This is a genomic window from Bifidobacterium felsineum (assembly GCF_002802915.1).
GTDB lineage: Bacteria > Actinomycetota > Actinomycetes > Actinomycetales > Bifidobacteriaceae > Bifidobacterium > Bifidobacterium felsineum.
The window spans coordinates 72,100-90,688 of sequence record NZ_PEBJ01000004.1 but is presented as its reverse complement, the minus strand read 5'-3'; the positions used below and the strand labels follow the sequence as shown (position 1 = coordinate 90,688).

Genomic DNA, 18,589 nt, shown 5'->3' with positions numbered 1-18,589 from the left:
TGACAGTGGTTCAGCACGCCCTTTTGCTCTATTAGTGGCTTTGAAATATCTATATGAAGCGTGTTGCCTGCAATATTTGTTTATGCGCTTCAATAAACTGGTTATTGAATTATTCAATAACCATCGATGTGAACAGTGGGGTGTGTATGGTTACCGCGAAAGATGTGGCCAAGCGAGCTGGGGTCTCCCAAGCCACGGTCTCATATGTGATGAGCGGTAGCCGTCCTATTTCCGAAGCCACTAAAAAACGCGTTCGCGAGGCGATGGATGAGCTTGGTTATGTGCCCAATATCAACGCTCGTTCTCTTGCGGGTGGCAAGGTTGGGGTTATCGGCGTGCTGGTGCGCATGGACGAGAACACTGATCTCGCCGAGCTCCGGCCGTTCCTTGTGGTGATTATGGAGGAGGCGCGCAAACGTGGATCCAGCGTGATGTTGGTACCGGCTGATGAAGGTATCGAGGGCCTTCGGCGCATGGCTCGTCAGGGTTTGGTGGATGGCGTGCTGGTGTTCGATATCGAATGGCATGACGACCGTCTGGAAGGTATCGCTGATTTGAAGATACCGGTGGTGCTGATTGGCACCACGGAAAATTCCTATGGTCTGCCATGTATTGACGTGGATTATCGTCGCGTAGCCCAGCTGGCGGTCAATCGTTTGGTGGAGGAAGGTGCGCATAAAATCGCGGTGATCGGCGATTGGGGCAGGAGTTCCGATCGTTTCGCCTTCTCGAAGCTGTTTGGCAGCGAAGCGCGTGTGGTCGCTCAGGTTCTCGGAGTGGGGTTTGAGCTATTCATACCTCCCGAGCGGGGATGGCGTGGCATATGGGCGGTGAAAGACATACTGCTTGATATCGCGAAATGCCACGGTGGTGTGGCGGTGCGTACCCCTCATGCGTTGCAGTCGCTGCTGGAGCTGTGCGTTGAATTGGGCATTCGCCCCGGCAAGGATTTCTATTTGGTCGCAGTGTATGTGGATGGTTTTGAAGATACGCTGCGCATTCCGGTGGATAACATCGATCCGGTGCCTGACTTGGTGTCTCGTCAGGCGGTGGCCATGTTGTTCGATCAGATCGATGGCCAAGTGGTGACCGGTTCGCGATTTGTTGCTCCGAGGATCACCGTTCGCTCGTAGAGACGCAAGGCGTAAGGCCTGTGCCGGCGGCATGACCGACGGCTGGGGTCGTAATACTCAAGGCGGCATGTCATGTGCCGCCTTTTATTGTGCCGAACTATAGTTTATGCGCTTCAACACGCCGAAGTTGCCACTGCGGATATCGGTGATATCTTTATTTATACGCATCAATGTTGAAGCGTATAACCGATTGAAAGGAAAAGGTTATGAAGGGTTTCACAAAGAAGGTTGCCCTGAAAACGGCAGTGGCGCTGACGGCTGCGGCAGCTATGGTGGTGCCGATGGCGGCATGTGGTTCCGGTACCGCGGGTGGCTCCGGCAAAACCAAGATCACGTTCTACTCATACTTTAAAGATTCTCAGATCGGCGAAGTCGTCAAGGGCTTCGAGAAGAAGAACCCGGATATCAAGCTCGATATTCAGTACGGTCAGGATCCAGCCCAGTACATTTCCACGTTGCAAACCCGTCTTGCCGGTGGCAAGCCGCCGACCATCTTCAATCTGACGATGGATAATCGTACCGATGTCATGAAGTCCGGTGCTGCGATGGACCTTACCGGCGAGGACTTCCTGGATGGCATTGATGAGACCAACTTCGCGCTGTTCCAGCAGGATGGCAAGACCTACGGCATGCCCGTCTCCGCATGGGTGGGCGCATTCTTCTACAACAAGGACATTCTGAAGAAGGCCGGATACGATGAATTCCCGAAGACATGGGACGAATTCATCGAAATGGGCAAGAAGATTAACGATTCCGGCAGCACCGCATTCCTGGAAGACTTCAATACCCAGATTGCCGGCTCCTTCACCGGTCTGCTGGCCAGCTACTACGGTGAACAGGGCAAGACCGGCGATCTGGACGAAGACATCTGGAACGGCAAGTCCACCTTTGCCAAGGATTGGACCCCGGTCTTCAAGAAGTGGGAAGATGCCGCCAAAGCTGGCGTGATTCCGCAGAAGTCCGTTGGCTTGTCTGCCGATCAAGTCAAGCAGGAGTTCGTCAGCGGCAACCTTGGTGTGATGCGTTCAGGCCCATGGGATCTGCCTGATCTTGAGAAGTCCGGCATCAACTTCGGTGTTGCCCCGTTCCCGGCTTACAGCAAGGAAGATGGCCAGTGGATCAATGGTGGCCCTGATCAGGGCTTCGCCATCTCCGCCAAGGCTTCTGATCAGGAGAAGGCCGCAGCCAAGAAGTTCCTCGCCTACCTGAACAGCGAAGAAGGCCTGAAGGCATTCACCACCGCCGCAGGCACGCTCTCCCTCTCCAGCAAGTACACTGCGGAGACTCCAGACGCCCTGAAGGATGTTGTCGATAACTACTTCAAGAAGAACAAGTTCTACTGGGTCAACTGGCCGAAGTCCCCGACTGTGATGTCCACTGAGGATATCGCTCAGCAGCAGAAGCTGGTTCAGGGGCAGATTTCCGCCAAGGACGCCGCCAAGGCTCTGGACGCAAAGTGGGCGACGTTGAAGTAAATCCCAGCCACTGATCGTATCGATTTCTCTTCTTCATCTCCTCTCTCCTTCAGTAAGGCCGTGCCGATTGCCGATTCGGCGGTAGGCACGGCCTCTTCGATTCATTTGTCTTGCTTCCAAAGGATTCCCATGACCGCTGCAACCATAGGGCATGCTTCCACCGCAACCACGAAACACAAGCATGCATCGTCATCCCTTTGGGCAGAAAACCTATCCTCATTCTGGTTCCTTCTGCCAATCATCATCGTTTTCGCGATTCTGACACTTATTCCGCTGGTACAGTCGTTCTTCTATTCGCTCACCGATTACGACGGCTACTCCACAACATTCAACTTTGTCGGCGCAAGCAATTATGTGGCGATCTTTAAGGATCCATCCCTGCTCTCCGCTCTTGGATTCACCTTGCTGTATGCCTTCGCCACCACACTTCTGGTCACATGCTTTGCCATTCCGCTGGCGGTAACGCTGAACAAAGCCATGTGGGGTCGCAGCTTCGCCCGCTCCCTGTTCTTCTTCCTCGGTGTTCCGGCTCAGGCCATCATCGGTCTGATCTGGCAGTACATTTTCTCTCCGCTCGGCTCCGGCGTGATGAACAAGGTGCTCGCCGTATTCGGTATTCCGAATGTGCCATGGCTGGCTGACGATAATTGGGCTCGATTCTGTGTGATTTTCGTAGCTGTATGGATGCAAGTCGGCTGGCATGCCACCCTGTATCTCGCCTACCTGCAAACCATTCCCGCTGACCTGTACGAGCAGGCTCGTGTGGATGGAGCCAACAGCCGTCAGCAGTTCTTCCACATCACGCTGCCGCAGCTTATCCCCGGCATCGTGGTCTCCATGTTCCTGCTGATGACCGGTGGCCTGAAGATTTACGATCTGCCGTACACATTGACCGGCGGCGGCCCCGGATACTCCACGAACACCCTGTCTCAGGCCATCATTCTCAAGGGTATCGGCCAAAGCCAATATGGTCTAGGCTCCGCACTCTCCGTGCTCTTCACTCTTGCCTGCATTCTTGTCATCGCCGCGCAGACCGGCATCGCTAACGCCGTGGAAAAGAGGTTCCAATGACACCGTCTCAGCGTGAACTCGCCAAGAAAATCGTTCGTACCATCGTGGTTCTTGCGCTGGCCTTGATTTGCGCAGTGCCGCTGTACTACGTGCTGATCAGCTCGTTCAAAACCTCAATCGATATGATTAAGAATCCGCTTGGATTCCCTGCACAATGGACATTCGACAACTATAAAGAAGCTTTTGCGGACGGCACCATCGTCCGTGCATTCATCAATACGTTGATCGTCACTGTGGTCGCTGTGGCACTGCAGGTGCTTATCGGCTCCATGGCCGCCTTCGGTGTGATTTATAAGAAGTCGAAATTCACTGCCATCGTCGGCGGTGTGCTGATGGTCACTTTCGCCATCCCAGCACAGGCCACCATGCTGCCCTTGTACCGCATGGAATCCGATTTCGGCCTTGTGGATTCACTGCTCGGCTTGATTGTGCTGTACATGGGCTCCAGCGTGTTCTGCTACTTCCTCATCGTCGGATACATGAAGTCGCTGCCGCAGGAGCTGTTTGAAGCCGCGAAAATCGATGGTGCCGGCCCCTGGCGCATCTATTACCGGATTGTGCTGCCGCTCATAACCCCGATTCTGACCACGGTGGTCGTGTTCCAGGTGATGGGTACGTGGAATGACTTCCTTCTGCCGAGCGTGTTCCTGAGCTCCACGGAAAACCAGACTGTGGTGTTGCAGGTATACAACGCCGTACAGCAATTCTCCACCAATTGGCCGCTGTTTATGACCATTACGGTGATTGCGTTGGTCCCGGTATTCATCTTCTTCTGCTTCTGCCAGAAGTGGATCGTATCCGGACTTGTCGCAGGCTCCGTCAAGGGCTGAAAGGAATAGCTCGTTATGTCTGCAACATTGACCGTAGCGCAGCAAGCTGCGATAGAACGTTCGAAGATGGAGGCCCAAGCTGCCTCCTTGGTGACTGGATACGCTGGAACCGCGTTGAAATTGGGCAACGGACGTGTGTTGCTCGATCAGGCAACAGGAGCTCCAGTGGCTTTCGTCAACGACGATAACCCTCAACGCCATTACCTTTTGGATGACAGCGTCTCATGGCATACCTCAGACCAGTATTGGGGCAGTGGCTACGCCATCACTTCATTAGGTGGCGCACAATGGAACAAACCGCACCAGTATGAGGTCTCCGGTGGTGAAGAGCATCAGATTTTCGCCATTATCGGCACCGGTCTGGCTCTGGACGTGACTCGCATTGGCGGCGAACGACTGGTTGAGCGCTATGAATGGCGAAATGTGACCAACCAGACGGTAGTGATCACTGGTCTTGGCATTCAGACACCGTTCAACGACCGGTATCCGGGGGCCTCAAAATCTCTGCATGAATGCGTGAATACGCATATATTCGCAGGAGGCGACTGGAGCTGGGTGCTGGCCAAGCCGATGAACGGGCAGGGCAATTGCCTTGGATTGGTGGTGCGCGAAGGTGCGATTAATGCCTACTCCATTCAATCGCGTAACCAAGTCACCTATTCGGATATTCGTGGGCATATTGTGTTGCAAGTCACCGACCGAGCCATCAATCCGGATTCTTTTGGCGGGCAGCCCAGCATTGTTCTTGAACCTGGCGAATCCTATGTGCTGTCTTGGGAACTGGGATGGTATGCGGACGAGCAGTCGTTCCTGAATGATACTGACGCTCCGGCTGCATTCTCGTCGATGAGCGCCACCATCGGCCAACCTGTCACCGTGACCACTGATCGTACGGTCGAGGCCATCAGTGCCGGGCTTATCGTGCAGAAAACGCCAACCGGTGCCACGCTTACCGCAGACCATGCAGGAACCTATCAGTTGGCGCTTGTGGATGGTGACGCCCGCGCTCATACGGAAGTGTTGTTCCACAAGTCGCTCAGAGACACAGTCAATGACCGTGCACGTTACATTCTGAAGCATCAAGTGGCCAGTGAGCGTGAAGGTGCGCTTGCTGGAGCTATCGTGGCCACCGATGTGCGCAACGGTCTGCATTTCATCGATGCCAGCTGGAACGACTGGTCGGACGGCTCCGAACGTATCGCGATGCCGGTGCTGCTGCAGCGCTCGCTGAACCTTGGGCTCTTGGATGAGTCTTTGCGTGAACTGGCCCAGCAGGCAGCGGATCATTGGCGGGATTTCGCCGAAGCGGAGCTTATCGATGGAACCGGTGCAATTCGCCGCGGATCGGGATTGCCGAAATCCGAGTTCGGTGGCCGTCTCTATGACTGCCCGTGGATGGTGAGCTTCTACACTGAGCATTACCACGCGACCCACGATGAGCATGATATCGACATGGCGCTGAAGATTCTCGACCGTGCGGCCGAAATCGGGGGTGAGCACTTCCTCAGCATTGAATTTGCCGAGAGTAGTGCCGCGCTGGCTCGTGTGTTGGATGGCATGGGCCGAAGCGAGGATGCCGGACGGTTGCGTTCCCGTGTGGTGGCCAGTGCCGATTACTTCCTCAAGCTTGGTAGCAATCTGCCTTACCATGAGGTCTCCTATGAGCAATCCATCACCGCTCCGTTGGTGAGCCTGCTGTTGGAGGCTCACCGCATCACCGGCCGTGTGGAATATCTGGATGGAGCATTGGAGCGTTTGCAGTGGCTGCTCTCGTTCAGCGGCCCCCAACCGGATTCGCGTCTCTATGGTGTGTCTATCCGTCATTGGGATGGTTACTGGTTCGGAATCAATCGTCAATTTGGCGATGTATTCCCGCATTACTGGTCCACGTTGACTGCGGAGGTACTGGCGCGACTGCCGCAATCGCATCGCAGCAAGGAAACCGATGCGCTGGCCAAAGCCATTTTCGAAGCGAATATGGCGAACTATGGAGAGGATGGTTCTGCCACCTGCGCGTACGTGTTCCCCTCCAATGTGGACGGGAGGGCCATGCATCAGGCCGATCCACTGGCCAATGATCAGGACTGGCATCTGAATATCTGGATGCGCATGATTGCCGAGGAAGATTTTCCTGCGGCCTAAATAATTCGGGGCACACCATTGCAGCGGTGGCGTGCCCTTTTCGCCGAAAAATAAGGCTGGAAGGAAGTGATCAAAACACTTCCTTCCAGCCTTACTTTTCATAGTCCAGGAATCAGACCGCCAGGCGGATCGAGCGTGAGGTACTGCTCATCCAGGTCGATGTCAGGAACCAGCTGCTCCACGAAGGGGACCAGTGCGGTCTTCTCGACCACATCCTCGCCCTTTGAGTTCTGCCCGGTCACCACCGGCTCAGTCAAACGAATCTTCAACAATGACTGGGCGGGGGAGTCGACCACGTCGACCACCTTGCCGACCACCTGGCCGGCCGGGAGCCCCAAGCCATTGTCTTCAGCCAGACGGGCCTCAAGACCGATGAGGTCCTTCGGATACCATTCGTCGGCCTCCAGCATCTCATCCGGGTCATCGGCCTCGCCATAGAGTTCGATGCCGTTCAACGCTTCGGCGGCGGTACGATCGTCGGCACCTTCGAACTTGATGATCCAACGGTCCTTGAACGTGCGGGAGTTCTCGACGACGTACTCGGTTTCGCCGCTCTGATCGTAGAGCACGGAACCCGGCTCAAACCGCCATTCCGGATCGTCGGTGTACAGGCGAACGGTGACCTCGCCCTTCAAGCCTTGTGCCTTACCAATACGAGCGACCCTCAGCAACTCGAGCTGCTGAGGGTCGTCGTGCATGTCTTGCTGTGCCATGCTGTGAACTATTCCTTATCGACGGACGTCCATGATATCGACGCGCACCTTGTGGTCAGACAGTGCCTGAATCACCGTGCGAATCGCATTGGCGGTGCGGCCGGAACGGCCAATCACACGGCCAATGTCCTCCGGATTCACGCGCACGCGAAGCAGTTCGCCGCGCGCATTCTCATGGGACTTGACGGAAACATCGTCCGGAAAATCAACGATGTTCTTGATGAGGTGTTCCACAGCCTGTGCAAGCATTGCGAGCCTTTCTCGAATCAGGCTTCAGCCGGAGCTTCTTCAGCAGCGGCGTCCTCGGCCGGGGCCTCCTCAGCGGCGGCAGCGGCTTCAGCCTCGGCCTTAGCCTTGGCTTCAGCTTCAGACTTTGCAGCCTTCAGCTTCTGAGCTTCGTTCTCCACAGCCTCAACGCGAGCAGCGGCGTCCGGGCCAGCCTCAACGGTCTTCAGGGTGCCTTCAGCACCTTCGAGGCCCTTGAACTTCTGCCAGTCGCCAGTGATGTTCAGCAGCTTGAAGACCGGCTCAGACGGCTGAGCGCCGACGCCGAGCCAGTACTGAGCACGCTCAGACTTGATCTCGATGGTGGAGGGCTGGGTGTTCGGGTTGTAGGTACCGATCTCCTCGATGACCTTGCCGTCGCGCTTCTTGCGGGAATCAACGACCACCACGCGGTAGAAGGCGTAGAACTTCTTGCCCATTCGCTTCAGACGAATCTTGGTTGCCAAAATGGCTCTCCTTGTAAATGCTAGGTTTGTGGTTTCTCGGTGTGCTGTGTGGGGCACGGCTCGCCGGAACCCACGTGTCCTCACGGTGCGGGGTGTAGAGGGCGCCACGCGCGCGTGAATAACTGGCCCATTATAGCGCCAAGCCCCGGACGGGAAACACGCCTGAATTTGTCGCGTCGCATCAGCGCACAGTGAGCGTGGCGGTGAGGGCGAGATGGTCGGTGTCTTTGATTTCGAACGCCTTCACGTTGGAGGGTTTCAGTCCAGCGGTGAACAGTACATGATCCAGTTCGATGCGCGGCCATTTGATCCAGCGGGGGAAAGTCAGGGTCGGGCCTGCTGCCTGGGTCAGGCTCGCATCTTTGAAACCGGCCTTGAGCAGTGCGCGGAAGCTTGGATGATCGGTGCTGGAGTTCAAGTCACCCAGCACCACGGCGATATTGCGGTCGCCGATGGATGAGGCCTGAGCCAGTGCGCCGAGTCCCAGGATTCCGGCGGACCAATCAGCGCAGCCGCGCATCGGGGACTTCGGATGTGCCGAGCAGAATGTGACCGTGCGGTTGGAATGTCGCGCTTGCGAATCGTCGGTCTTGGCAGCCGCCTCGGAATCATCGGCGAGTTTCAGCGTCATCGCCGGCACGTCGGCAGCAGGAATCGACACCACATTCGGTACTGCCGCAGCCGGTTCGTAACGGGAAAACAGCACATTGTAGCCGCCATTATCCGTGTCCTGAGGTTCGCCGGATTGACGGTAGGGGAGCAGATCAGCGATGCCCGCGGCATCCAAACGGGAGATGAGATCGTCGGAAACTTCCTGCAGCGCCAACACAGCGATACGGCTTTCGCGCACTGCAGCCACGATGCTCTTGGCGTCCGCACGCCCGTATCGGCAGTTCAATGTCATCACTGTGAACTGGTTCGGCAATGTTTCACGGGAGGTTTCATGGTTAGCCCAGTCTGTTTCACGTGATGTTTCACGCTTTGAGTCGGTGGCCTTGAGCCCGGTACCCCAATAGCTGATGCGCTGGGAACTGGTCATCAGAGCAGTGACCAGCAACAGGCAAACAGCTCCCCAATGGTGCTGCCATGCCGCCACACCAGCCAAAGCCACCAGCGGAATCCACAGGAATGGCGTGAGCGCAATCATATACGGCATTGGCATGTGCGCTTCAAGCCCTGCCGGCAGCGCGGACAATCCCAGCCATAGCCATGCGAGGATGACTACCACCGCGAACCATGTAGTCATGGATCAACTCCTTAAGTACTGAACTGACGTACCGAATTACTGAAGTACAAAAATAGGCTCCCCTCCGTGGAAGGGAGCCGGGAATCAGCTGAGAATCAGCGACCGAACAGACCGCTGAGGCCGCCACCAAGATTCGGCGGCAGTTCCATGCCGTCGCCCTCGGCATTGTTCATCATCTGCTCAAGGCCTGCGGGCAGGGCCGGATTCTGCGGCTTCTTGGCGAACGCCGAGCCGCCGGTGGAACCGGAGCCGGAGGACTTGCCGGCCAGCTTATCGCGCAATGCCTTCTCCTCGGCCTCGCGCTTCATCGGGTTGCCGGACCTGCCGCCCTTCTTCTTGTTCTTGCCCTTGCCCTTCTTCTTGTTGCCGCCCATGGCCGGGCCGCCGAAGCCTGGGATGCCGCCGCCCATGCCGGAGCGGTTGGCCATGCGCTTCATCATTTTCGCGGCCTGCTCGAAGCGCTGCAGCAAAGCATTGACCTGGGAAACCGTAACGCCGGAACCGTAGGCGATGCGGGCGCGGCGAGAACCGTTGATGATCGACGGATCGCGGCGCTCGGCCGGGGTCATCGAGCGGATGATGGCCTCGGTGCGGTCGATTTCTTTCTCATCGAACTGCTCCAGCTCCTTGCGATGCTGAGCCATGCCCGGAATCATGCCGAGCAGCGACTTCATCGAACCGAGCTTGCGCACCTGCTGCAGCTGAGCGAGGAAGTCATCGAGACCGAAGGAGCCTTCGGAGATCTTCTCGGCGGCCTTGCGGGCCTCCTCCTCGTCGAACTGCTTCTGCGCCTGCTCGATCAGGGTCATGATGTCACCCATGTCGAGGATGCGGGAAGCCATACGATCCGGGTGGAAGACCTCAAAGTCCTTCAGGCCTTCGCCGGTGGAGGCGAACAGGATCGGCTTGCCGATCACGGACGCCACGGACAAGGCTGCACCACCGCGGGCGTCGCCATCGAGCTTGGAGAGCACCACGCCGGTGAAGTCCACGCCTTCATCGAAGGCCTTGGCGGTCTTGACGGCGTCCTGGCCAATCATCGCGTCGATGACGAACAAGATCTCGTTCGGCTGCACGGCGTCGCGAATATCGCGGGCCTGCTTCATCAGCTCTTCGTCAACGCCCAAACGACCTGCGGTATCGATGATCACCGTGTCATACAGCTTCTGCTTGGCGAAGGCGATGGAGTCGCGTGCCACCTTCACCGGGTCGCCGGACACCTGGCCCGGAGCGGCGACAGCCTCGCCGCCATCGGACTGCACGCCCTTCTCAGGCGCATACACCGGCACACCGGCGCGCTCGCCAACCACCTGCAGCTGGGTCACGGCATTCGGACGCTGCAAATCGGCGGCCACCAGCAGCGGCGTATGGCCGGAATCCTTCAGCCAATAGCCGAGCTTGCCGGCCAGCGTGGTCTTACCAGCGCCCTGAAGACCAGCGAGCATGATAATCGTCGGCGGGTTCTTGGCGAAGTTCAACGGGCGATCCACGCCCTGGCCGAGCACATCGGTGAGCTCTTCGTTGACGATCTTCACCACCTGCTGTGCAGGATTCAGCGCCTCGGAAACCTCGGTGCCGAGCGCACGCTCACGCACCTTGCCAGTAAACGAACGGACCACTTCGAGCGCCACATCGGCGTCGAGCAGTGCGCGGCGGATTTCGCGGATGGTGCCGTCGATGTCCGCTTCGGAAAGTTTGCCCTTGCTCTTCAAATGCTTGAACGCATTCGAGAGCCTGTCAGTTAAAGAAGAAAAAGCTGCCATAATGGGCAACAGTCTAGCCGTCACGCGGGAAATTGCGCCGTGCCGCAATCCTGCCGCGCATACATACACACTTTTCGTGCGAAAAGTACGCAGATAGGCTTGTTTGAGACGCTCATACGTTCTTTTCGCGCGAAACGGGTGCTAAAAGGCCCTTTTATTGCTTGTATACGTTCTTTTCGTGCAAAAGTACGCTCGGGGAGGCGCCGGGAAACAGGGCGGGAGATCCGTCCGCTCACGGCACAACTGGTCCCATGCCGATCGAGGGGTGTCCGGTACTATGGAATGGCAAAAATCCAGTGTTTTTTGGAATGCTTATGCAGTTTTGAAAATCCTTGGACACCGCCCTATACGCAGACTGCCGTGCGCCCTCGCGAATCGAGCCGACTGACATGAGCGAGCTCAAGCTCTCAGATCGGCCAGTGAAGTAGCGGGCCAACGCAGACATGCCGTGCAATACGGAAGGACCACCGATGCCCCAAACGAAAACCATCGAACGCAAAGCCCTGATTGTTGGCATTGTCGTCAACATCATTCAGGTCGCCGCCGGTATGGCCGTGTTCTTCATGACCGGCCTGAAGGCCATGTTTCTCGATTTCTCCTTCACCGCCATATCCGTGCTTTCGGGTCTTGTGGCGGTCTATCTTTCCACTCGAACCGTGCGCACCACTGAACGGTTCCCCAATGGCATGTTCGCGTTGGAGCCGATCTACGCGATTTGCAAAGCCATCTTTACCATGTCCTTGCTGGTGTATTCGCTGATTGACGTCTGCCAAGTGGCCTACGACTACTTCGTGCTTGGCGACGGCGAACGCATCGTCACCGGACCGGTAGTGATTTATGAAGTCGTGACCGTGCTGATCTGCTTCGGCCTGTTTATGTACTACCGCCGGGAGAACCGGGCGATTCGCAACGCCAGCACCATGCTCACCGCGGAATGCAAAAGCACGCTGGTTGATGGCGCGATGTCATTCGGCATCGGTGCGGTGGCGGTATTCCTGATGGTGCTGCCTGCTGGCGGTCCGCTGGACTTCCTGCACTACACCGGTGATTTCTTCATCACCGTGGTCTTGGTGGCGCTTACCATCAAAGAGCCGTTCAGTGTGCTGAAGGATGCATTCATCGAGCTAATCGGCGGCATCCATGATGACGACGAGACCAATGCGTTCGTGGAAGCGACCGCGCAGCAGCATTTGCCGGCCAATACCGAATATGAGCAGACGCTGATTTTCAAAACCGGCATGAACTACACGGTCGATGTGTACTTGGCCGGCACTGGAGAGACCATTGACGTGGCGAATCTCGTGGGATGCAAGCGCTCGCTGGAGAAAGCACTCACCAAGCGTCTGCATATCGTCGATGTGGACTTCGTATTCGACTGATTGCTGGTTGATTTATTGATTATTGTGGTACGTCATCGCAATATTGCTTATTGTGTGATGACGTACCACTTCGTTTTTTTGGTGGCTTTCCATCTTGAGCCAAAAAGTGTGGTACGTCATCATAAAAACGAGAGGTGCCGCACTGTTGTGGCAAAATCTGGTGGTACGTTGTCGCAGAATCGTTTATTTTGCGACAACGTACCACGTCCCGCCATAGGACATCCACAAGATAGCGCCGGAAACTACTTCAGGCTCCACGTAGAACCCTGTGGGCCGTCCTCGATGGCGATGCCGGCGGCGCTCAGTGCGTCGCGAATCGCATCAGCCTTGGCGAAGTCGCGCGCCTTGCGTGCTGCCTGACGTGCCTCAAGCTGCTCGGAGATCAACGCCTCAAGCGCCGTGTGCTCAGGAGATTCACCGGCCCCGGCCCCAGCGCCGCCCGCAGCGCCATCGGACAGCCACGGCTCGGCCAGCGGATCCAAACCCAAAGTATCGAGCATGGCACGCACGGAAACCAGAGTTTCACGCACTTCGGCCTTGGCGGCCTCGGAATCCACACGGTCGGCCAGCTTGGAAAGCAGCGTATTGCCGGAGCGAATGGCGGTGAAGATCGCGGCAGTGGCGCCGGAAACGTTGATATCGTCATTCAGCGCAGCCACAAAATCAGCCGGCAGTTCGTCGGCGGACACGGCCACGACCTCGTTGCGGGTCGGCTGCTCGCCGAGTACCACGCCTGCGCGCTCGATGAAGTTCGAAACACGGTCATATGCGGCTTGGGCTTCGACCAGCGCCTGGTCGGACCATTCCAGCATTGAACGGTACTGCATGGAACCAAGGGCATAACGAACCACCCAAGCGGAATGCTCAGCCAGTACGGAAGGCACGGACAGGCCGGTGCCCAGCGACTTCGACATCTTCTCGCCCTTGGCGGTCACCCAAGCGGAATGCATCCAACGAGCCGCGGACGGGTAGCCGGCAGCGCGGGTCTGCGCCATCTCATTCTCGTGATGCGGGAAGCGCAAATCCAAGCCGCCGCCGTGAATATCGAAGCCATCGCCCAAATAACGGTGAGACATGGCAGAGCATTCGATATGCCAGCCCGGGCGGCCAACGCCGAACGGCGTGGACCAGCGGGCGTCCTCGGGATCGGTGTCCTTCGGGGCCTTCCACAGGGCGAAGTCGCGCGGATCATGCTTGTCAGGCGAGGCGTCGGCCGGATCGACCGGGTTGTACTTGTCGGCACCGGTGGCATCCACGGACGGGCCCATGCGATCGGCCACGGCTGCAGCCTCATCCACCTCGGCGGTCTGCTTCTGGTGGGTCAGCTCGCCGTAATGCGGCCAGGAAGCCACATCGAAGTACACGTTGCCGGTGGGCTTGCCTTCATCATCCAGCACAACATAGCCGTGGCCATTGTCGATGATGCGCTGAATCAGATCGATCATGTCCGACATGTGGCCGGTCGCGCGCGGCTCAACAGTAGGTGGCAGCACGCCCAGCGTGTTGTACGCCTCAGTGAATTCGCGCTCGTAGTAGTAGGCGCGGGCCCACCAGCGCTGGCCCGCCGCAGCGGCCTTGTCAAGAATCTTGTCGTCGATATCGGTCACGTTGCGCACAAACGTCACCTGATAGCCGAGCTTCAGGAACCAGCGGCGAATCACATCGAATGCCACCGCAGCACGAATATGACCAATGTGCGGGGAAGACTGCACGGTGGCGCCACACACGTAGATGCCCACGCGGCCGGGCTTGAGCGGCACGAAGTGGCTGACCTGATGCGAAGCGGTGTCGTACAGGTTCAAGCCCTCGGCGGCCTTGGCCACGTGTACGGGCGTAAGGCTCGAAGGCATAACGGAAATGTTGAAATCATGCGGTTCTTGGCTGTTTCCCATAGCCTCCAAGCGTAGGGAACAAGCCAGACATGGCGGCTGCATCAGCTACAAAAATGGACTGAATGCTAAGCGGATACACGCGCGATAATACGTAGCCGACACCACCGAATTAACGTAAACGGGAAACGCTCGTGCCACAATGGGAGTCATGGTCACACCACAAGTGCTCATTTTGCAACATGTTCCGTGGGAACGCCCCGGGCGTATCCTGTCGAACCTCGAGGATCTCGGCATCCAAACGGTGACGATGAACATCACCAAAAAGAAGAAGCCCGACCTCCCTGATTTCGGCGAACTTGCAGGCGTGGTGATTATGGGTGGGCCGATGGGCGCGCTCGACTACGACAAGTATCCAGGGCTCAAAACCGAGGCCAAACTCGCCAAAGCCGCCGTGGCCTCCGGCAAACCGCTGCTCGGCGTGTGCCTTGGCCATCAGATCATCGCGACGGCGCTGGGCGCGCAGCTGCGCAAAGGCGATGCGCCTGAAATCGGTTTCGCGCCAATCAAGCGCGTGGAAAAGCATGATTACTTCTCCATGTGGGATAAGCAGCTGAACGTGCTGCACTGGCATAACGATGTGGTGGGATTGCCGGAAGGCGGCGAGTTACTCGCCCGTTCGGCCGGTACTAAGGTGCAGGCATTCCGCCTCGGCTCGGCGTTGGGATTGCAATTCCATCTCGAAGTGTGCGGCTCTCTGCTGGATGAATGGCTGGAAGAGCCCAGTATGGTCAAGGATTTGAAGGCCGCCGGCGGCTCGAAATCCGAGCTGCGCGAGCAGTTCGCCCAATATGATCCGCTGCTGCAGCCGCTCGCTGAGCAGGTATTCTCCAGCTTCGCAGCCCGCTGCAACTCGTACGCACAAACGCTGGCTAAGTAGTTTGCGTCGGTAAGAAGCCCGCCGCTGGGCAAGCATGACGCTACATTGGTGAATCATGCCGACTTACGATATTGGACTTGAACACGTTTCGCTTGCTTTCGCCACCAAAACCATCTTTACTGATGTCACACAAGGTGTTTTCGAAGGTGACCGCATCGGCATCGTCGGCCGAAATGGCGACGGCAAGTCCACATTGTTGCACCTGTTCCGCGGTACGCAAGAGCCGGATTCCGGCCGCGTGACCAAGCGTGGCGGTTTGACGTTCGGTATGCTCGACCAGCGCGATCCGCTTGACGATAACGCCACCATTCGCGAAGCCGCTCTCGAAGGCCGCGCGGATTACGAATGGGCATCCGATAATACCTCTCGCGAAATCGTCGAAGCGCTGCTCGGCGGCATGAGCCTTGACGCCAAGGTCGGCTCACTGTCCGGTGGTCAGCGCCGCCGCGCCGATTTGGCCCGCCTGCTGCTCAAGGATTGGGACATCCTCGCGCTCGACGAGCCCACCAACCATCTCGATGTGGTCACCATCCACTGGCTGGCCGAACATCTGAAGAACCGTTGGTCCAAAGGCCAGGGGGCGCTGTTGCTCGTCACCCACGATCGCTGGTTCCTGGACGAAGTCTGTGAATCGATGTGGGAGGTCCACGACGGTGTGATCGAACCATTCGAGGGCGGCTATTCCGCATACATGCTCCAGCGTGTGGAGCGTGATCGTCAGGCCGACGTGCGCGAAACCAAGCGTCGCAATCTGGCCCGTAAGGAGCTCGCATGGCTCTCCCGCGGCGCTCGCGCCCGCTCCACCAAACAGAAATTCCATGTGAAGGCCGCGCGTGAGTTGATCGCCGATGTGCCGCCGATGCGTAACACGCTTGAGTTGAAGCAGATGGCCACTTCCCGCCTTGGCAAGCAGGTGGTCGATCTGGTCGATGTAACGCAGATCTTCGAAAAGCCGCAGGGCATGGCCGATATCGACCCTGATGTTGCGGCGCTTTCCGCATCCGCCTCCCGCGTGGACGTGGTCAACGCCATGTACGCCGAGCCGCAGCTGCACGGTTCCGTTGAGGTGGCGGTCACCGACATGACCGACCCGCGCCTGGTGGATGCCGGCGTGCCGGAAGCCGTCGAGGCTGCGGAGGAAGCACGCAAGAAGGCCGAGGCTGAGGGCACTAATCCGCAGCTCACTGACGATCGTGAGGTTCGCCGTATGAACACCGGTGGCGAGACCATCGGCGGAGCGGATGCGGATGATGACACTGCTGCAGACAGCGCAACCTCGGCAGCTCGCAAGGTGACGGTTTCCGGCCGTGAGATCTTGGACGATGTGACGTGGCTGATTGGCCCGGGCGACCGTTTCGGCATCGTCGGTGCGAATGGTGCCGGCAAATCTACGCTGCTCAAGTTGATCGATGGTACGCTCACTCCGACCGCAGGCCATGTGAACATCGGCAAAACGGTGAAGTTCGCGGTGCTTTCGCAGCGTCTCGATGAGCTGGAGAAGCTCGGCAAGTACAAGATCAAGGAAGTGCTCTCCCGCTATAAGCCGAGCTACATCGTGGACGGCAAGGAAGTGACGCCGGGCCAGCTGATGGAGCGTCTCGGCTTCGAATCCGCCCAACTCATGACGCCGATCCGCGATCTCTCCGGTGGCCAGAAGCGCCGCATGCAACTGCTGCTGATTCTGCTTGACGAACCGAATGTACTCATCATGGACGAGCCCGGCAACGATCTGGACACCGATATGCTCGCCGTGATGGAGGATCTGCTGGATACCTGGCCGGGCACGCTAATCGTGGTCTCCCATGACCGCTATCTGCTCGAACGCGTCACCGACCAGCAGTTCGCCCTGCTCGGCGGCAAAGTGCGTCACCTGCCTGGTGGCGTGCAGGATTACCTCGATATGGTCGAGGACATCAAGAACGGCAAGGGATTGCCCGCTGACAATCCCGGTTTCGCGGGCACGGGCAGCGGTTCGGCGAAGTCCGGAAAGAACAAGGCGACTGCCGTCAATTCTTCTGCTTCTCTCCCTCAGTCTGCTGTGCAGACAGCTCCCTCATCAGAGGGAGCCAATAACGGTGAGGATTCCACGCCGAAGCTCACCGGCAAGGCCTTCCATGAGGCATCCAAGCGCGTGAATGCCATCGAGCGCAAGCTCGCCAAGCTTGAAGAGCAGAAGGCTGATCTCGAGGCGAAGATGGCCGCCCATGATCCGTCCGACTACGAGGGCCTCAACAAGCTCAACGAGCAGCTCAACGCCATCAACACTGAATCCGATGACCTGACTGCAGAGTGGATGGAACTCTCCGAACAATTAGGCTAGCGCGCAGCTATTTCCTGAAAAACGTACGCTGATAGCGACTCAGTGTACATTTTTCGGGGAATAGCCTATCGATTCTGCCGATTGGCGAAGTCTTGCAGCATATCCAGCGGCATCAGCCTTTGGTCGATGGCTGCATAAGCCAAGCCGACAATGCCAGCCCGGGACTCATCTGAGCAGGGTTCAATACGCAATGATGTGGTCGCGAGCGGCTGCGCGCGACCACACGCGCTCGCTAGCGTACGTTGAGCGAGGCATTACTTGGTGTATTCCCAAGGATTGATGAGTTCGACGCCGGTGCCTTCGAAATCCTTGGTATTGCGAGTGGCCACAGCGGCTCCCCAGGAGTGAGCAATCGCAGCAATCATGGCATCTTGAATGCTTGTAGGCCTGCCCATATGTTCGCGTTTGATGAGAACAGAAGCATAGTTGGTGGCTGCTTGTGTATCAAACGCGAATGTTCGATCCGCTAATGTCATGAGCTCCATTTTGATGGTTATGTCTGTGTACTTTCGTCTTCTTCCTTCAGTCATATGTTTTACCCCGGCTAACAGTTCGGCGACGGTAATGGCGGTGGTTGCCAAATTGCTTGTATCCTGATTCTTTAGCCAAGCGGCAACGTGTTCGTCTGGTTGCTTTTTGATGATTTCGCTGATGACGTTGGTGTCTAGGATAATCATGGCTAATACTCTTTAAAAGACACTGGCGGCCGAGAATCATCGGGATTTCGCTCAGGCAATGAGAGCTCTCCTTCTTTGAGCCCTTCGAAATCTATACGGTCCATGAATTCGCGGATTTCATCATAGAAATTGGTTTTTCTTGTCATCTCGTGTGCGACTGTGCCGGCCAGCCATTCTTCGAGAATGGATCGAACCTGAGATTCCATGGAGCGATTGTTCTTTTCAGCCACCTCTTTGAGTTGGTGAATTTGTTCGTCGGGAATCTTTCGAATGGTCAGGGTTGCCATGATGAACCTCCTTGTTGCTGTCATTATGATAGCATAGTCTGCATGCATAATGC

Annotated in this window: 15 protein-coding genes and 2 pseudogenes; 9 read left to right on the top strand and 8 right to left on the bottom strand. The window is 57.3% G+C overall.

All coding sequences use genetic code 11. The features are described 5' to 3' along the window. Window positions 1-146 precede the first annotated feature (146 nt). From CSQ86_RS08190 to CSQ86_RS08170, 5 genes are all read left to right on the top strand, one after another. Complete coding sequence (locus CSQ86_RS08190; RefSeq protein ID WP_100494622.1) at window positions 147-1,133, top strand: LacI family DNA-binding transcriptional regulator; 987 nt, start codon at window positions 147-149, stop codon at window positions 1,131-1,133. A gap of 206 nt (window positions 1,134-1,339) precedes the next feature. Continuing rightward, window positions 1,340-2,608 carry an ABC transporter substrate-binding protein gene (locus tag CSQ86_RS08185; RefSeq protein WP_100494621.1) on the top strand — a complete coding sequence of 423 codons (1,269 nt, stop codon included), beginning with the start codon at window positions 1,340-1,342 and terminating at the stop codon, window positions 2,606-2,608. Between the two features lie 129 nt (window positions 2,609-2,737). Continuing rightward, window positions 2,738-3,679, top strand: a complete 942-nt coding sequence (locus tag CSQ86_RS08180) for a carbohydrate ABC transporter permease (RefSeq protein WP_100494620.1) — start codon at window positions 2,738-2,740, stop codon at window positions 3,677-3,679. Continuing rightward, window positions 3,676-4,509, top strand: a complete 834-nt coding sequence (locus CSQ86_RS08175; protein WP_100494619.1) for a carbohydrate ABC transporter permease — start codon at window positions 3,676-3,678, stop codon at window positions 4,507-4,509. Before CSQ86_RS08180 ends, CSQ86_RS08175 begins: the two co-directional genes overlap by 4 nt. A gap of 15 nt (window positions 4,510-4,524) precedes the next feature. Next, the gene (locus CSQ86_RS08170; protein WP_100494618.1) at window positions 4,525-6,651 is read left to right on the top strand and encodes a hypothetical protein; all 2,127 of its coding nucleotides are present in this window, start codon (window positions 4,525-4,527) and stop codon (window positions 6,649-6,651) included. Between the two features lie 98 nt (window positions 6,652-6,749). On the opposite strand, the gene rimM is transcribed toward CSQ86_RS08170, so the two are convergent. The 5 genes from rimM to ffh all read right to left on the bottom strand — a co-directional run bounded on the left by rimM (window position 6,750) and on the right by ffh (window position 11,104). After that, a complete protein-coding gene (gene rimM, locus CSQ86_RS08165; RefSeq protein ID WP_100494617.1) occupies window positions 6,750-7,364 on the bottom strand; it encodes a ribosome maturation factor RimM in 615 nt (204 codons plus the stop codon). Between the two features lie 15 nt (window positions 7,365-7,379). Further along, on the bottom strand, window positions 7,380-7,613 hold the full coding sequence (locus CSQ86_RS08160; protein WP_033891569.1) for an RNA-binding protein: 234 nt from the start codon (window positions 7,611-7,613) through the stop codon (window positions 7,380-7,382). Window positions 7,614-7,630: 17 nt separating this feature from the next. Then, on the bottom strand, window positions 7,631-8,095 hold the full coding sequence (rpsP, locus tag CSQ86_RS08155; protein ID WP_033891568.1) for a 30S ribosomal protein S16: 465 nt from the start codon (window positions 8,093-8,095) through the stop codon (window positions 7,631-7,633). Window positions 8,096-8,276: 181 nt separating this feature from the next. Continuing rightward, window positions 8,277-9,341 carry an endonuclease/exonuclease/phosphatase family protein gene (locus CSQ86_RS08150; RefSeq protein ID WP_100494616.1) on the bottom strand — a complete coding sequence of 355 codons (1,065 nt, stop codon included), beginning with the start codon at window positions 9,339-9,341 and terminating at the stop codon, window positions 8,277-8,279. Between the two features lie 95 nt (window positions 9,342-9,436). Then, window positions 9,437-11,104 (bottom strand): signal recognition particle protein, encoded by a 1,668-nt coding sequence (ffh, locus tag CSQ86_RS08145; RefSeq protein ID WP_165773807.1) that lies wholly within the window; start codon window positions 11,102-11,104, stop codon window positions 9,437-9,439. Window positions 11,105-11,574: 470 nt separating this feature from the next. On the opposite strand from ffh, the gene CSQ86_RS08140 reads away from it, so the two are divergent. Continuing rightward, window positions 11,575-12,483, top strand: a complete 909-nt coding sequence (locus CSQ86_RS08140) for a cation transporter (RefSeq protein WP_100494614.1) — start codon at window positions 11,575-11,577, stop codon at window positions 12,481-12,483. A gap of 242 nt (window positions 12,484-12,725) precedes the next feature. On the opposite strand, the gene cysS is transcribed toward CSQ86_RS08140, so the two are convergent. Continuing rightward, on the bottom strand, window positions 12,726-14,375 hold the full coding sequence (gene cysS, locus CSQ86_RS08135; protein ID WP_100494613.1) for a cysteine--tRNA ligase: 1,650 nt from the start codon (window positions 14,373-14,375) through the stop codon (window positions 12,726-12,728). A 148-nt stretch (window positions 14,376-14,523) separates the two neighbouring features. Between cysS and CSQ86_RS08130 the strand changes: the two genes are divergently transcribed. The 3 genes and pseudogenes from CSQ86_RS08130 to CSQ86_RS10130 form a co-directional block, all read left to right on the top strand. Next, entirely contained in the window at window positions 14,524-15,252 is a 729-nt protein-coding gene (locus CSQ86_RS08130; RefSeq protein WP_100494612.1) for a type 1 glutamine amidotransferase, read from the top strand. A 55-nt stretch (window positions 15,253-15,307) separates the two neighbouring features. Continuing rightward, window positions 15,308-17,165, top strand: a pseudogene (locus CSQ86_RS08125) (ABC-F family ATP-binding cassette domain-containing protein); the annotation flags it as partial. A gap of 170 nt (window positions 17,166-17,335) precedes the next feature. Then, window positions 17,336-17,572, top strand: a pseudogene (locus CSQ86_RS10130) (ABC transporter C-terminal domain-containing protein); the annotation flags it as partial. A gap of 254 nt (window positions 17,573-17,826) precedes the next feature. On the opposite strand, the gene CSQ86_RS08120 reads toward CSQ86_RS10130, so the two are convergent. Together CSQ86_RS08120 and CSQ86_RS08115 are read right to left on the bottom strand one after the other, a co-directional pair. Further along, on the bottom strand, window positions 17,827-18,249 hold the full coding sequence (locus CSQ86_RS08120) for a type II toxin-antitoxin system VapC family toxin (RefSeq protein WP_100494610.1): 423 nt from the start codon (window positions 18,247-18,249) through the stop codon (window positions 17,827-17,829). A 2-nt stretch (window positions 18,250-18,251) separates the two neighbouring features. Next, window positions 18,252-18,536 carry a FitA-like ribbon-helix-helix domain-containing protein gene (locus tag CSQ86_RS08115; RefSeq protein WP_100494609.1) on the bottom strand — a complete coding sequence of 95 codons (285 nt, stop codon included), beginning with the start codon at window positions 18,534-18,536 and terminating at the stop codon, window positions 18,252-18,254. Window positions 18,537-18,589 lie beyond the last annotated feature (53 nt).

Excerpts from the sequence above, each read along its gene's own strand:
- CSQ86_RS08190 (WP_100494622.1), top strand. The coding sequence starts at position 147 with ATGGTTACCGCGAAAGATGTGGCCAAGCGAGCTGGGGTCTCCCAAGCC.
- CSQ86_RS08185 (WP_100494621.1), top strand. The coding sequence starts at position 1,340 with ATGAAGGGTTTCACAAAGAAGGTTGCCCTGAAAACGGCAGTGGCGCTG.
- CSQ86_RS08180 (WP_100494620.1), top strand. The coding sequence starts at position 2,738 with ATGACCGCTGCAACCATAGGGCATGCTTCCACCGCAACCACGAAACAC.
- CSQ86_RS08175 (WP_100494619.1), top strand. The coding sequence starts at position 3,676 with ATGACACCGTCTCAGCGTGAACTCGCCAAGAAAATCGTTCGTACCATC.
- CSQ86_RS08170 (WP_100494618.1), top strand. The coding sequence starts at position 4,525 with ATGTCTGCAACATTGACCGTAGCGCAGCAAGCTGCGATAGAACGTTCG.
- rimM (WP_100494617.1), bottom strand. The coding sequence starts at position 7,364 with ATGGCACAGCAAGACATGCACGACGACCCTCAGCAGCTCGAGTTGCTG.
- CSQ86_RS08160 (WP_033891569.1), bottom strand. The coding sequence starts at position 7,613 with ATGCTTGCACAGGCTGTGGAACACCTCATCAAGAACATCGTTGATTTT.
- CSQ86_RS08150 (WP_100494616.1), bottom strand. The coding sequence starts at position 9,341 with ATGACTACATGGTTCGCGGTGGTAGTCATCCTCGCATGGCTATGGCTG.
- ffh (WP_165773807.1), bottom strand. The coding sequence starts at position 11,104 with ATGGCAGCTTTTTCTTCTTTAACTGACAGGCTCTCGAATGCGTTCAAG.
- CSQ86_RS08140 (WP_100494614.1), top strand. The coding sequence starts at position 11,575 with ATGCCCCAAACGAAAACCATCGAACGCAAAGCCCTGATTGTTGGCATT.
- cysS (WP_100494613.1), bottom strand. The coding sequence starts at position 14,375 with ATGGGAAACAGCCAAGAACCGCATGATTTCAACATTTCCGTTATGCCT.
- CSQ86_RS08130 (WP_100494612.1), top strand. The coding sequence starts at position 14,524 with ATGGTCACACCACAAGTGCTCATTTTGCAACATGTTCCGTGGGAACGC.
- CSQ86_RS08120 (WP_100494610.1), bottom strand. The coding sequence starts at position 18,249 with ATGATTATCCTAGACACCAACGTCATCAGCGAAATCATCAAAAAGCAA.
- CSQ86_RS08115 (WP_100494609.1), bottom strand. The coding sequence starts at position 18,536 with ATGGCAACCCTGACCATTCGAAAGATTCCCGACGAACAAATTCACCAA.